General features: G+C 38.1%; 15 protein-coding genes. 4 read left to right on the top strand and 11 right to left on the bottom strand.

What is annotated here, in order from left to right; genetic code table 11:
• Positions 1–193 precede the first annotated feature (193 nt).
• The 4 genes from HQN83_RS03320 to HQN83_RS03305 all read right to left on the bottom strand — a co-directional run bounded on the left by HQN83_RS03320 (position 194) and on the right by HQN83_RS03305 (position 2,228).
• Complete coding sequence (locus HQN83_RS03320) at positions 194–811, bottom strand: GNAT family N-acetyltransferase (RefSeq protein ID WP_173088559.1); 618 nt, start codon at positions 809–811, stop codon at positions 194–196.
• A 104-nt stretch (positions 812–915) separates the two neighbouring features.
• Complete coding sequence (locus HQN83_RS03315) at positions 916–1,323, bottom strand: GNAT family N-acetyltransferase (RefSeq protein ID WP_173088557.1); 408 nt, start codon at positions 1,321–1,323, stop codon at positions 916–918.
• 23 nt (positions 1,324–1,346) lie between these two features.
• Entirely contained in the window at positions 1,347–1,682 is a 336-nt protein-coding gene (locus HQN83_RS03310) for an antibiotic biosynthesis monooxygenase family protein (RefSeq protein ID WP_173088555.1), read from the bottom strand.
• Between the two features lie 99 nt (positions 1,683–1,781).
• Complete coding sequence (locus HQN83_RS03305; RefSeq protein WP_173088553.1) at positions 1,782–2,228, bottom strand: GNAT family N-acetyltransferase; 447 nt, start codon at positions 2,226–2,228, stop codon at positions 1,782–1,784.
• Between the two features lie 93 nt (positions 2,229–2,321).
• On the opposite strand from HQN83_RS03305, the gene HQN83_RS03300 reads away from it, so the two are divergent.
• From HQN83_RS03300 to HQN83_RS03285, 4 genes are all read left to right on the top strand, one after another.
• Positions 2,322–2,576, top strand: a complete 255-nt coding sequence (locus tag HQN83_RS03300) for a GntR family transcriptional regulator (protein WP_173088821.1) — start codon at positions 2,322–2,324, stop codon at positions 2,574–2,576.
• Positions 2,577–2,633: 57 nt separating this feature from the next.
• On the top strand, positions 2,634–3,242 hold the full coding sequence (locus tag HQN83_RS03295; protein ID WP_173088552.1) for a porin family protein: 609 nt from the start codon (positions 2,634–2,636) through the stop codon (positions 3,240–3,242).
• Positions 3,243–3,331: 89 nt separating this feature from the next.
• Positions 3,332–4,393 (top strand): sensor histidine kinase, encoded by a 1,062-nt coding sequence (locus HQN83_RS03290; RefSeq protein ID WP_173088550.1) that lies wholly within the window; start codon positions 3,332–3,334, stop codon positions 4,391–4,393.
• Complete coding sequence (locus HQN83_RS03285; RefSeq protein ID WP_217277298.1) at positions 4,390–5,145, top strand: LytR/AlgR family response regulator transcription factor; 756 nt, start codon at positions 4,390–4,392, stop codon at positions 5,143–5,145. The genes HQN83_RS03290 and HQN83_RS03285 overlap by 4 nt, the downstream gene beginning before the upstream one ends.
• Here the strand turns inward: HQN83_RS03285 and HQN83_RS03280 are convergent.
• The 7 genes from HQN83_RS03280 to HQN83_RS03255 form a co-directional block, all read right to left on the bottom strand.
• Positions 5,142–6,056, bottom strand: a complete 915-nt coding sequence (locus HQN83_RS03280; RefSeq protein WP_173088548.1) for a DUF6268 family outer membrane beta-barrel protein — start codon at positions 6,054–6,056, stop codon at positions 5,142–5,144. The genes HQN83_RS03285 and HQN83_RS03280 overlap by 4 nt on opposite strands.
• A 66-nt stretch (positions 6,057–6,122) precedes the next feature.
• Positions 6,123–6,245 carry a hypothetical protein gene (locus tag HQN83_RS25370; RefSeq protein ID WP_262890038.1) on the bottom strand — a complete coding sequence of 41 codons (123 nt, stop codon included), beginning with the start codon at positions 6,243–6,245 and terminating at the stop codon, positions 6,123–6,125.
• A gap of 78 nt (positions 6,246–6,323) precedes the next feature.
• Positions 6,324–7,712: a serine hydrolase gene (locus HQN83_RS03275; protein ID WP_173088546.1), complete on the bottom strand. Its 1,389-nt coding sequence runs from the start codon at positions 7,710–7,712 to the stop codon at positions 6,324–6,326.
• Between the two features lie 369 nt (positions 7,713–8,081).
• Positions 8,082–10,520, bottom strand: a complete 2,439-nt coding sequence (locus HQN83_RS03270) for an outer membrane beta-barrel family protein (protein ID WP_173088544.1) — start codon at positions 10,518–10,520, stop codon at positions 8,082–8,084.
• Between the two features lie 31 nt (positions 10,521–10,551).
• Entirely contained in the window at positions 10,552–11,058 is a 507-nt protein-coding gene (locus HQN83_RS03265; protein ID WP_173088542.1) for a DUF4252 domain-containing protein, read from the bottom strand.
• Position 11,059: 1 nt separating this feature from the next.
• On the bottom strand, positions 11,060–11,506 hold the full coding sequence (locus tag HQN83_RS03260) for a hypothetical protein (protein ID WP_173088540.1): 447 nt from the start codon (positions 11,504–11,506) through the stop codon (positions 11,060–11,062).
• Complete coding sequence (locus tag HQN83_RS03255) at positions 11,493–11,987, bottom strand: RNA polymerase sigma factor (protein WP_173088538.1); 495 nt, start codon at positions 11,985–11,987, stop codon at positions 11,493–11,495. The genes HQN83_RS03260 and HQN83_RS03255 overlap by 14 nt, the downstream gene beginning before the upstream one ends.
• Positions 11,988–12,015 lie beyond the last annotated feature (28 nt).

Here is a 12,015-nt window from a genome sequence, read left to right as displayed (position 1 = left end):
ATCTTTATTTAAAAGGTGGATCCGCTGAAATTCCTTTTTTACTAATCAATCTGGCTATTATTTATTTGCAGCATCCATTGTCAAAAACGCATTAACGACAAACCACAGCCCGACGAAGCACTCTCTAAAGAATTTATCTAAGTCTGTATCAAACAAAAGTGTACTACTTTGGTTTCGTTGTGATCATTTTATGTTATTGTAAAAGTTTAAGCAGGTTTTCTTTTACATGCGGCCACTCGGAAAACAGAATAGAATACTTACAAGAGTCCCTGATGGTGTAATCAATTGCCATTCTATCTGCACGCAAAATCCCCTCGAATTTTCCCCCAATACGCTCTATTGCTGCCTGTGAACGTTTATTTCTTACATCTGTTCTAAAACACACCCTTAACGCATTCCAATTCTCAAACAGGTTTGTTAGTAACAGTAATTTAGTTTCTGTGTTAATGGCTGTCCGTATCGCATTTTCGCGCAACCAAGTATGGCCTATTTCGCATACGTCCAATTTAGCTGCTCTATCCAAAGGGTGTCCACTTGGCCATTCCCATTTTTCGATGTTCCAGTACCTCGTAGTTCCTTTAATTTGATTGTCTTTTTTTCCAACTATGACAAAAGGATATGCAATTCCTAAATCTCTACACTCAATTGCCCTGTCCACATACTTTGTCATTGACGGTTCGTCCTGGGGTACATACGTCCACTTAAAAATTGAAGGATTTTCATTAGCTGCTTCAATAAGTCCTTTGATATGACTATGTTTCAAAGGTTGCAGTAACACGTGTCTGCCCTCTAATACTATTATTTCTGCCATTGGTCTTTAACTTTTAGTTATCCAAACAGGACCAATCCTTAGTTTTAGGATCGTCTATTTTTATTTTTTTAAAAAAAAATCCTGATTACAATAGGTTGATTTCGCTATTTCAAATCTTCTACATTGTCCAATATGTAGCACTGCTCCCATTGGCTCATACCGATTTTGGGATAGTAACCCACCGCTTTGGGTGCTGCCAATAAGATAAGTTTTGCTTTCGGTGCATGTTCTTTGGTCATACGGATTAGTGCTTTACCTATTCCACTCTTCTGATAGCGTTCATCTACCGCCAAATCCGAAAGATAGGTACAATACACGAAGTCTGTCAAAGACCTTGACACTCCGATTAGTTTGCCGTTATCCCGTGCAGTTGCAATGAGGTTGGCATGTTGTAGCATTCCGGCAATCCTTTCAGGATCGTTTACAGGCCGTCTTTCACCTAGTGTAGAGTTTACCAATACCTGCCTAAATTCTTCTGCTCCTATTTTTTCTTCTATCTGATATGTAATCATATTCCTGATTTTTTTTTATTGGTTTAAAAAATATTGTCTGCAGGAGCCATCTCTCTCTCTGTCATACCGTAATCCCTTATGACTGTGGCGACGCGCAACCTATAATCTTCAAATACGGAATTTCTGCCAATTTGCTGTGCATTTCTGTGCATTTTTTGGTTTCGCCATTCCCTCACGCTTTCCTCATTTTCCCAAAAAGAAAGCGAAAGGATTTTTTTTGGATCAACAAGACTTTGAAACCGTTCTATGGAAATAAAGCCGGGAATATTGTCCAGATCGCCTCTTAGCATTTTTGCGATGTTTAGGTATTCATCTTTCTTCCCTTCCTTGGGAACTACTTCAAATATTACTGCTATCATTTTTGTTTAATTAATTAAAGATAGTCGCATTTTAGTAGCGCAGCTATCAACATTTTTTTTGAAAAATTTACAAATAAATCAGACTTGTCCCTATCAAATTTACTTCCACCAATAGTAATAGTTGTGCAACCCGTCATATTCAAACCCGCAACGTGGGTATAGCGTATTGCCAATGTCATTTGTTTTTTCGGTTTCCAACATCAAACCACAAGCACCTGTCTCATTGCACCATTTTTTACTACGGTCAATTAATGCTACCGAAAGGCCATTACCTCTAAAGTTTGGATCAACAAATAGGTCGCTTAGCAGCCATTGTTTTCCAAGTTTAATGTAGTGGTAAAGTTCATACAATTGAACAAACCCAACTGCCTGATCTGCCACATAAACCAAAAAGATATGGGATTGCCCTTGCTTTAAACGCTCTCGTATAAACGCTTTACATTTTTCATAATCAGGCTGTTGACGGTAGAAAATTCGATATTGATTGAATAAATCCGTAGCCACGTCTAAGTCAACCATACTTGCTTTTTTAATACTGTAATCCATTTTAAAAGTGTTTTATTTAATACTGCAAATCTATTTTTAATAAGGACTACCTTTGCAATCCAGTTTTAATATATATAGTAGTCCAGATGTTTCCTGACAATCAGGAACGGAGTATTAAAAGCCGGAACGCTTCTGCCTGGCAGTCGGGAGCTTGCAAAAACTTTGGGAGTACACCGAAAAACAGTAATTGCAGCTTATGAAGAATTGAATGCACAGGATTGGATTGTGATTATTCCAAGAAAGCACGTTGCAGTGTCAGAACATATTTCGCTATTAAAACCCCATGATTGGAGCCGGATTGGGATAGATTTGGAATTTAGCCATTTGTCAATTCAAACCTGCAATTGATCAAATCATTTTCAGTCACACTTGCGAATTACCCTCTTTTGTAGAAAATAAAAACAAATGAGAACACAATTAAAATTGAAAAATCTGATGATGCTACTCCTGGTAGGTGCCGCATTTATCACCAATGAAGCGAAATCACAAAGCAAAAGCCCAATACATTTTGGCCTTAAAGGAGGAGCTAATTTCTCTAACCTTTCGTTATCTAAGAGTAATCTTGACTCTAAATATTCGCTGGGCTATCATGGCGGGCTTTTAACACGGATAGATATTTCAAAATTGTACATGCAGGGCGAGGTATTGTACTCCCAAAAAAAATCAAAGATTGAAAACAGTAGTTTAAGTGCCAAACAAGCCAAATGGAGCAGCATTGAAGTCCCAGTATTGGTTGGTTATAAATTTCTACAATCAGACAATTTAAACTTTAGAATTTTTGGTGGCGGTGTTTATTCTTATGTACTGAATGACAAGGCTTCCGTTTTGAAACAAGCATCCCAATCCTTTCAGAAATTCGACAGATCTAATGTCGGTTATCAGGCAGGAGTTGGTGTAGATGTTGGAAAATTAACCCTCGATTTAAGATATGAAGGTGCATTGACCAATATGAGTAAAGAATTTAAGGCAAGACCTAATTCCATTCAGGCCAGCATCGGCTTCATGATCTTCTAAAATTCTTTCTACTTTTACCCTCTATTTCCAACTGTCCGAACGGAACGGCTCTCTATGAACTGTTGCCTTTCGGACAGTCTATCTTATGTATGAAAAAGACTCTACTCAATAAACACTGGCTTTTTATCTGCTTTTACTGGTTACTCCTAGGTATATCCATTTGGGCGCAAATGATAAAGGATTTTCAGCCTGTACCTGCAATTTTACAATCGCTGGCATTTGTAACGGCAGCCATTGTTATAGCCCATACAGTTAGTGATGTTCTACTGCCAAACGCCCTTGTTAAAGGAAAAATGAGCTTATTTGTAGGACAAAGCCTTTTGATGACCTTGCTTTTAGCTTTTGTATTAACAGCCATCCCATTGTGGTTTTATAAGCATTATGTAATGGGGACTGCTTTCGATACTCCCCAAAGAATAGAAGCCTATGGAGAATCTCTACTCAGATTTTACAGCAACCTTCCCTCTGCAATTTTGATCAATGCTACAGCCTGCGGTTTGCGCTTTTACCAGGAGCATAGCCTCATGGAGAAAAATCATGAGCAATTACTTAAGGTACATTTGGAAGCACAACTCAGGATTTTACAGGATCAGATTAATCCACATCTGATGTTCAACGTACTTAATCACATCCATATCCTTATGCAGAAAGACATTGACCGCGCTTCTGTATTATTAATTCGCTTTTCAGATATTCTCCGGTACCAATTGTACGAGTGCAACCGTGAATTTGTGACATTGGAAAAGGAACTGAAATACCTGAAAGATTTGGTTGCGATAGAACAAATCAGATGGGCAGATGAACTTGAAGTGAAATGTAACTGGACCGTTCAGAATGGCAAAAGTGAAATATCCCCATTATTGCTGGTACCCTTTATAGAAAATGCATTTAAACATGTATCCCGTTTACCTACAGAAAAGGGCTATGTACATTTGATATTAAAACAATCAGGCGACGTCCTGGAATTGAACATTGAAAATTCCAATTCGGCACAACAGCCACGCAAACAAGATAGTGGAGGAATAGGCTTGACCAACGTTCAAAAAAGACTGGAAATTCTATACCCGGACAAACATGAACTAAATATTGAAAAAACAGAATCAAGCTATAAGGTGCATTTGTGCTTACAATTAAATCCATCAATCTCATGACTACCACATTCAACTCAAACGCTTTACAAACTGAACCTGCAATGCAATGCCTGGTTATTGATGATGAGCCCCTGGCGAGGGTTGGAATTATTGATTTCATTGAGAAGTTAGACTTTCTAACTGTTGCAAGCTCTTGTTCTTCAGCAATGGAAGCCTCTGAATATATAAGAAAAGGGAATATCGATCTTCTTTTTCTGGACATTAATATGCCTTATTTATCCGGGCTAGATTTTTTAGAATCGCTGGAACATCCCCCACTTACCATCCTAACCACCGCTTATTCAGAACATGCGTTAGAAGGTTTCCGACTTCAGATCGTAGATTATTTATTAAAACCAATCCCCTTTAAGCGCTTTTACCAAGCTGCCTTGAAAGCAAGGCAGATGCATATGATGAGCTTAAGCCCGCGACATCCGCAACCAGTAGATACATTTTTATACGTTAGACAGGGTGATGGCTTCCGAAAGATATCCTGGGTCGATATTTTATATATTGAAGGTATGCAGAATTATGCCAAACTCCATTTTAAAGATCAGGAACTGGTGATTCACCAAACGATGATATCCCTGGAAGAAACACTTCCTAGGGATAACTTCTTTAGAATTCATAAATCCTATCTAATTAATATTGCGCATATAGACCAAGTATCGGGAAATCGGATTTTCATCAATGGACAAGAACTTCCAATTTCCAGAACCCGCAGGGAGGATTTATTAAATGAGGTGGTTTACAATAAACTTTTAAGCCGCTAGCGTTTGGAAAAACTCCATGACAATCCAGCGGATCCATAAAACGTAGTCGTAAAACGAGGATCCGCCTCATCCTTCATCTTAAAGAAATCCTTCAATCTTCTACTGGTCAAACTAAAAGAGCGGGCAAGTGATGTGCCGGCAGTCAACTGGATAAACAGTGATTTACTCAATTTAATTTCGGGACGTAAACCAGCAACAACCTGTTGGTAGCCTAAAAGCATTGAAGTATTGTTCCGGTTTACTTCGGCAGTCATGCCACTCAGTTCCACAACAGTTTTAAGTTCTACCGCATCGTTCAATTTTGCACCAAATTCGATTCCATTCGGGAAATTGATTTGTAGCTTGTAACGCCCCTGGGTAGACCAATTGAAATATAAACCCGGCATAACCATAGGAACACCGAAGGTATTGGTCAGTACAGGCCCCACCCCTAGTGCCAATCTTGGGTTGAAATGTTTAATAAACAGAACACCCCCCTGGGCGAGTAGGTCTTTAGATGAAATTTCTTCCATGTCAGTATAAACCCCTACTGAAGCCATCGCCATGATTGACCAGGTTTTACTAATGTGCCTGGAATGGATTAAACCAATCTGCGCATTGAGCATTTCTGTAGGGAATAACGGTTCCTCATAGTTTCGGTTAGTCATTTTAGCATAAGATCCCTCTACTCCGACAGCCCAGATTTTTGGTCGCCCAAGTTCGTCTAATCTTGTTGAAATGGGAATGCTAAAGGCGGCCTGAATTCGCTTAAAGTCACTGGTAGATCCAGTTTTAAGGCTATCTATCGGTCTTACATAATTGGAGAATGGAACATATTCAGCCTTAATTTTTCCCGAGAATCCACTCTGGGCAAATAAGGATGAACCGAAAGCTATACCAGCTATGGTGAGAGAATAACGTAATGTTTGCATATTTTGTATCTGATCTTGTTGTATATCAGACACGAAGAACGCAAGTAGCCTTTAAAGGAGAAAAGATTATTGACAAGTGGCTATCTGAGTATGACCAAATGCAGCTTTTTCTACAGTTTCCTCCATTTCCCTATCTGCCTCTTGTGCATTGCCTACCACATTACCAGTGTGGTTACTTAACTCAGTCAATAGCTTCGTTTAAGGTCGAAAAAGTGTTAATACGCATTAACCCCTCAAAATGATCACTCAATCCTCAATTAAACTGAGCTAATCAGTAATTTTGAGACATTTAATGACATTACCCCCATCTTTTATTGAAACGGCATTAATAGTTCCGTTAGTATTTTTTGTAAAGAAAACCGTCGCATCCAAATCCATAAGGAAAAAATTATCTGGACTTTGTGGTAGCAAATTAAGAAGGGGTATTCCAGACATCCTCAGCACCAATCCATTATCTTTTAAAGCGACAGTTACTTCCACTCCGTCCTCCCTCTTGTATTTACCTTCATACATTTTTATAACACTATCTGATAACTTTAGTATTGAAGGTACCTCATTCAATTTGGTACTCTTATAGGCCTTGTGTATTATTTCACCACCTTCCGGAAAAGTAGCCCTAACAATGTTATTGCACATAATTAAACCATTATCAGCATTAGTTAAAACAATAATACCACGTTTAGATTTTGGTAGTAAAACAATTATTGCCGCTACACCGGGGTCGTTACCCCCATGTTGAAGCGCGTATTCGTTGTTTGGTAAACCATTGATTATACGCCAGCCTAAGCCCTGTTGAAGGTTTGGATTAATTACGGCTTGTGTTTTTATCATTTCCTTATACAAGGATTTCGATAGATGCGTCCCTTTTAAGACTTCAATTGCAAATTTTGAAAGATCACCAATAGTTGTGGTTAAGCCTGCAGCAGCACTGGCCTGAATAGAATAATCTGTCTTTTTAATTTCTATGCCATCAGCATCATACATTCTGGCATATCTTTCAAAATTCTTTTTACCGTCCCAGCCATGGTTAGTATCGGACATGTTTAGCGGTTTGAAAAGAAGCGAATCAGATAGTTTAGATAGTGATTTGTGAAACTTTTGCTCAATTGCAGATCGGAGGTACTCCATGCCTTCTCCCGAGTAGTTGAATTTTGTTCCCGGCTCAAAATTAAACATCAATTTCCCACTTGGATTCATCCAACGCCAGTTGTCAAAACCAGATTGTTGACTTAATATATGACGGGTTGTTATTTTCTTTGAAAAAGGACTTACTGCAACCTCAGGATCAGTGAAATATTTAGCGAGGGGTTCATCCAAGCTCCATTCCCCTTTTTCTACCAATTTAAGCACCAAAGTTGAAAACACGACTTTTGTTAAAGAGGCCACTTCAAATATCATGTTCTTTGGAGCCGGTTCTCCATTATTTAAGTTCCCGTATACCTTTGTTTTTACTACGCTGTTATTTTCTATTATGCTAACGGCAACATTAGGAATGTTTAAATCTTTTTGCCACCGTGCGATCTTAGCGTCAAGCTCATTTAGATTAGGTTTACTAGGAATAGTTTTCTCAGAAGTTGCTTGCTGACAAAAGCCATTGTAATGATGAAAAGTAAGAAAAAAGAATATTGATGAAATATAGCTGGGGAAAAACTTCATATTTATTTGTGCTAAGAAAGTAATTTGATCTGTCCTGTATTTGGTATTGGCTAACTATAAAAATCATTAAAATTTCCAGCATTTCTAATAACATTTGATCCCTATTATCAGAAAGTCTATAACAGCTAAGCAAGCTAAATACAATATAGAAGACGCAATGTCAATATTAAAGGTTGCAGGGGTCAGGAAATGTTTTTAAAGTATATCAGCTTACCAACGGAATTTACATCTTTTGTATGTAAACCAATTGCAAGTTGTCTTGTTCTGTTTATGCTTTCATTTTTGCTTGGCTTCAATGACAAGCTATGGCAGAACAAGACAAGGAGAAAGTCTAAAGTAGCTCCTTTTCAATCAATTTCTTACTGATTTCTAATCAATGCGGCTGTCTTTTTTCAAATCCTTTAGGCTTTTACTATTGAAACTTTTACCGAACGCATAATTGAAACCAAATCGAACATATTGCGATTGCAGCTTATTCAAGGAATGAATATATACATTGGTCGTATTAACCGTAACAGGAAACTGGTTAATATTGAGTATGTCTTCAAAGTTTAAGGAGGCGGTCATACGGCTTTTAAAGAGCTTTTGCTGGACTGCTATACTTATATTACCATTTGTTGCATTCTTAAGCTGAAAGTAATTGTTTGCTGTCACGCAATATCCGTAGACTTGAAACTTTGTATTTTTTGCTGTAAAATTCAGGCTTAAATTTCCGGTAAAGGAAAGGTTACCAGGGAATAGAATGTCATCTGAAATCTTCGTGGAAAAAGTTGACTGAGTTCCGGCTAAATAGGCGTTTAAATTGAACCATTTAGTTACTGTGTTTTGTAAAACCAGATAACCGCCGTACTGTTGTGTACTCCTAAAATTTTCGTAAGTATCAAAATTCATATTTGTTACCGGATCGTATTTGAATACCGCGCTGTAGATGTTGCTTGAATTAGCTACAAATAAAGAAGCCATAAAGAAATTTCCATTCCCATAACTTCTTGAAAATTGAAATTCGCCTTTATTTATCAGGTAAGGCTTTAGGTAAGGGTTCCCACTGCTATATTGACCTAAAGATATTACATTCAGGAAGGGATTTAACATCGAATATCCTGGCCTCTGTATACGCCTGCCCAGATTTAATGAATAATTGGATTGATGGTCACTGGAAGCAAGAGACAAGTTAAGACTTGGGAAAAAATTAGAATAGCTGTTGCTTGATGGAGAAGTCAACGAAGGTGAAGTTAAACTATAATTAAAGCCCTCATACCGCAAACCAAGTTGATAGTTAAACTTCTTTAGTTTTCCTGACAGCAGTCCATAGATGGCTGTGATATTTTCCCTGTAATCAACCCTATTTGATAAAATAGGATCGTTGACGTAAATGTTGGTCAGCGTATCGTAAACTGCGTTGATGAAATAGCTGCCTGTACTGGTATGGGTAAATTTAGTTCCAAGGTCAAGCTTCATAGATTTACTGATATTGGCGGTATAATCAATGTTGGTGGCGGTAAGCTTGTATGGCCGCAGGGTGTTTATCATCCTGTTATCTTCATAGTTGTCAGAAACAGGGTGATTATTGATGTCGTAAAACCTTCTGTTAAATGTTCGATCTGACCGGTTACTGTATTTGGAATAATTGAATCCCAAGTTCAGGATATCCTTATTTCTAAAAGTTTTTTTATACAGTAGATCATTGATGTAAAAGTTGTTGTGAGTAAGGTTGCTTTCATTTTGTAAATAATTATTTTGGAAAATGTCAGCCCTGTTAAATATTTCTGAAGTCAAATGGCTGGGACTGCTCAAATTAAACCTTGCCCCAAAGAAATTGAAAGTTACTAAACTGGTTGAATCCATCTCATAGGTAAGCCCTGTTCTGATGTAACTACTTTTCTGGTTGCGGTCTGCTGAACTTTTTTGTCTGAAAATATAAAGGGAATCTGGCAGATTCCTGTTCTCATAATAGTTGCTCCTATGGTAAAAGTCTTCTTTGTAGGTATAACTGTAGCTGCCTGAGATGTCCCACTTGCTTCTCTTGAAGTTGACATTGGCACTATTGTCCGTACTGACCAATGTAGAAATATTTGAAGAGATGTTTCCATAGAACCCCGGAACCCTGTGTTGTTTGAGTTTAATATCAAGAATGCCACCTTCACCAGCTGAGTCAAATTTAGCGTTTGGGTTGCTGTTGACAGCAATATCAGCAACCTGTGTTGCGGATATACTTTTTAAATAAGCCGCCAGATCGTCACCTGTGATGTTTACTTTCCGGCCGTTGACAAGTACAGTGGGACCTTTACCCTGAAGTTTTATGCTGTTGCTGCCATCTATAGTTACTCCCGGAACCTGCCTGAGTAGCTCAAAAACACTACCCGTAGCTCCAATAGACTTATCTACATTGAATTTATAACCGCCAGGAATGTACGCAATGGTTTTGTTTGCACCATTTATAACAACTTCGGTAAGTTCATTTTGAGATTTATGCATGCTTACTAATAATGAATCCTGTTTGGCGTTTGTGATAGAAATTTCAAACGGTTTGCTTGTTGACCTGAGGTAACCAACAAGACTAATCTTAGCCAGGTATAGGCCTGGTTTAAGCTTAAACAAAAAGTTGCCATCGGGAGTCGTGCTTTCAGTTGCGACCAGACCTGAATCCTTTTTTAGATCAAATATGGTCACTGTTGCAAGTGCTAAAGGCTGCTTTGTTTCGCTATCAACTACCTTCCCTACAAGACTTGAGCCAGGACCGGATTGCAGCTGAGCAATGGAAAAAAAAGGCAATAAGAATCCCATTAAGATAAAAATGTATCTTTTCATAATTTAGAATTAAGATGATTTGATGGTTTGGCTATTTATTCAAAACAAGAGAACGGATGCTTTCCATATCGATGTTATCGCCTACATAGCAACTGACGTGTATTTTCTTAGCACTGATTGTAAAATAAACTACTTCAGTGACCATGTTTTCTTTACCGCGGGTGTAAATGACCGAAGATGTTCTGTCATTAAGTTCCCACTTAAAATACTCTTTATACCAGTTGTCTTTGTTTACCGCTTTATCTATTTGGTTAACGATTTCTTCTGAATGTTGTGGCGAACTATTAAAATTTAGATACTTGTAAACCTTGACCTGTTTCATAATGCGTGCAATACTGGGATGTGACCACATGTGCATCTCGTTCGTGCGCTTTACCATGGCCTCACCCATGGTGTTTACCTCATATTTTGGTTCATCGGAATAACGGCTAAAATAAAGGTCGATCATCGTTTTGGTTTGGGATGCAGGTTTCCCCTGGCCGGACGTAAATGCAGCTGTGCTGAGTAGAAGATATATGGAAAGAATTATAGTTTTCATATTATTGTTTTGGAGATTTAATATTTGACATCGATTCGGTGGCCTCATTAAGACTATTGTAGCCATGATTAAGTGCCTTTGAAATAGAAAATAAACTGGCCTCTGCCTTTTGCTGAAGCGCCAGGTCTCTCTTAGCTTGCAATTTATGGTTAACGGTTAACCCTAAAAAAGTGATACCTGCGATCAGCACTATCGTTGCAGCGACCTTTAATAGCGCACTGAGGTGGATCACCTTAGCTCCGGTCTTCGGCTTTGTTTCTGTAAACTGAACTTCATTATTTTCTATGGCTTTAAAATCTTTGATTGCTTCAAACCAAGTTTCGTCTTCAGAAAGCCCATCATTTAGTTCCTGCGTCGCAAAATGCTGCTTAATTAGTCTTTCCTCCTCAATCGTAGTTTCTGCCCTCCAATATTTTTCAAGCAGCAACATCATCTTATCTTTTTCCATGCATTTTATTTCTTAAGTATTGTCTTCCTCTAAACAGATAAACCTTAACCTGCGACTCGGTGATTTGCAGTATTTGGCTGATCTCCTTGTATTCCATTTCTTCTATTTCACGCAGATACAAAATGTTCCGTTGCACTTCAGGTAGTTTGTTGATTAGCGCATTAAACCTCATTCTTAAATCGGTCAGTACCATTTCTCTGTCCGTATCATTAGGCAAAAGATCTTCTGTAATATCCTCCAAAGCGGTATACCGCTGACTGTTTTTTTTTCTAGAATAATTTAGAAAAGTATTACGTACCATCCGCATTGCGTAAGCTTCAAAGTTTTCCCAGTTTGTCCATTCATCCCTCAGCTGCCAGAGTTTCATTAATGATTCCTGATGAATGTCCTTGGCATCATCGCTATCCTTTGTCAAAGACAAGGCAAAACGGTAAAGCTTACTGTGACTATTTAAAAAATGTTTATAACGTTCAGTATCCATGTATTTGTATAGGAGACAATGTTGGTCG

This window comes from Pedobacter foliorum (assembly GCF_013266735.1).
GTDB classification, from domain to species: domain Bacteria; phylum Bacteroidota; class Bacteroidia; order Sphingobacteriales; family Sphingobacteriaceae; genus Pedobacter; species Pedobacter foliorum.
This window is presented reverse-complemented; position numbering and strand designations above follow the sequence as displayed.

Bases quoted from the DNA above. Each gene is read 5' to 3' on its own strand.
- HQN83_RS03260 (WP_173088540.1), bottom strand. From the start codon at position 11,506: ATGGAAAAAGATAAGATGATGTTGCTGCTTGAAAAATATTGGAGGGCA.
- HQN83_RS03285 (WP_217277298.1), top strand. From the start codon at position 4,390: ATGACTACCACATTCAACTCAAACGCTTTACAAACTGAACCTGCAATG.
- HQN83_RS03310 (WP_173088555.1), bottom strand. From the start codon at position 1,682: ATGATAGCAGTAATATTTGAAGTAGTTCCCAAGGAAGGGAAGAAAGAT.
- HQN83_RS03270 (WP_173088544.1), bottom strand. From the start codon at position 10,520: ATGAAAAGATACATTTTTATCTTAATGGGATTCTTATTGCCTTTTTTT.
- HQN83_RS03290 (WP_173088550.1), top strand. From the start codon at position 3,332: ATGAAAAAGACTCTACTCAATAAACACTGGCTTTTTATCTGCTTTTAC.
- HQN83_RS03280 (WP_173088548.1), bottom strand. From the start codon at position 6,056: ATGCAAACATTACGTTATTCTCTCACCATAGCTGGTATAGCTTTCGGT.
- HQN83_RS03305 (WP_173088553.1), bottom strand. From the start codon at position 2,228: ATGGATTACAGTATTAAAAAAGCAAGTATGGTTGACTTAGACGTGGCT.
- HQN83_RS03315 (WP_173088557.1), bottom strand. From the start codon at position 1,323: ATGATTACATATCAGATAGAAGAAAAAATAGGAGCAGAAGAATTTAGG.
- HQN83_RS03255 (WP_173088538.1), bottom strand. From the start codon at position 11,987: ATGGATACTGAACGTTATAAACATTTTTTAAATAGTCACAGTAAGCTT.
- HQN83_RS03320 (WP_173088559.1), bottom strand. From the start codon at position 811: ATGGCAGAAATAATAGTATTAGAGGGCAGACACGTGTTACTGCAACCT.
- HQN83_RS03265 (WP_173088542.1), bottom strand. From the start codon at position 11,058: ATGAAAACTATAATTCTTTCCATATATCTTCTACTCAGCACAGCTGCA.
- HQN83_RS03295 (WP_173088552.1), top strand. From the start codon at position 2,634: ATGAGAACACAATTAAAATTGAAAAATCTGATGATGCTACTCCTGGTA.
- HQN83_RS03275 (WP_173088546.1), bottom strand. From the start codon at position 7,712: ATGAAGTTTTTCCCCAGCTATATTTCATCAATATTCTTTTTTCTTACT.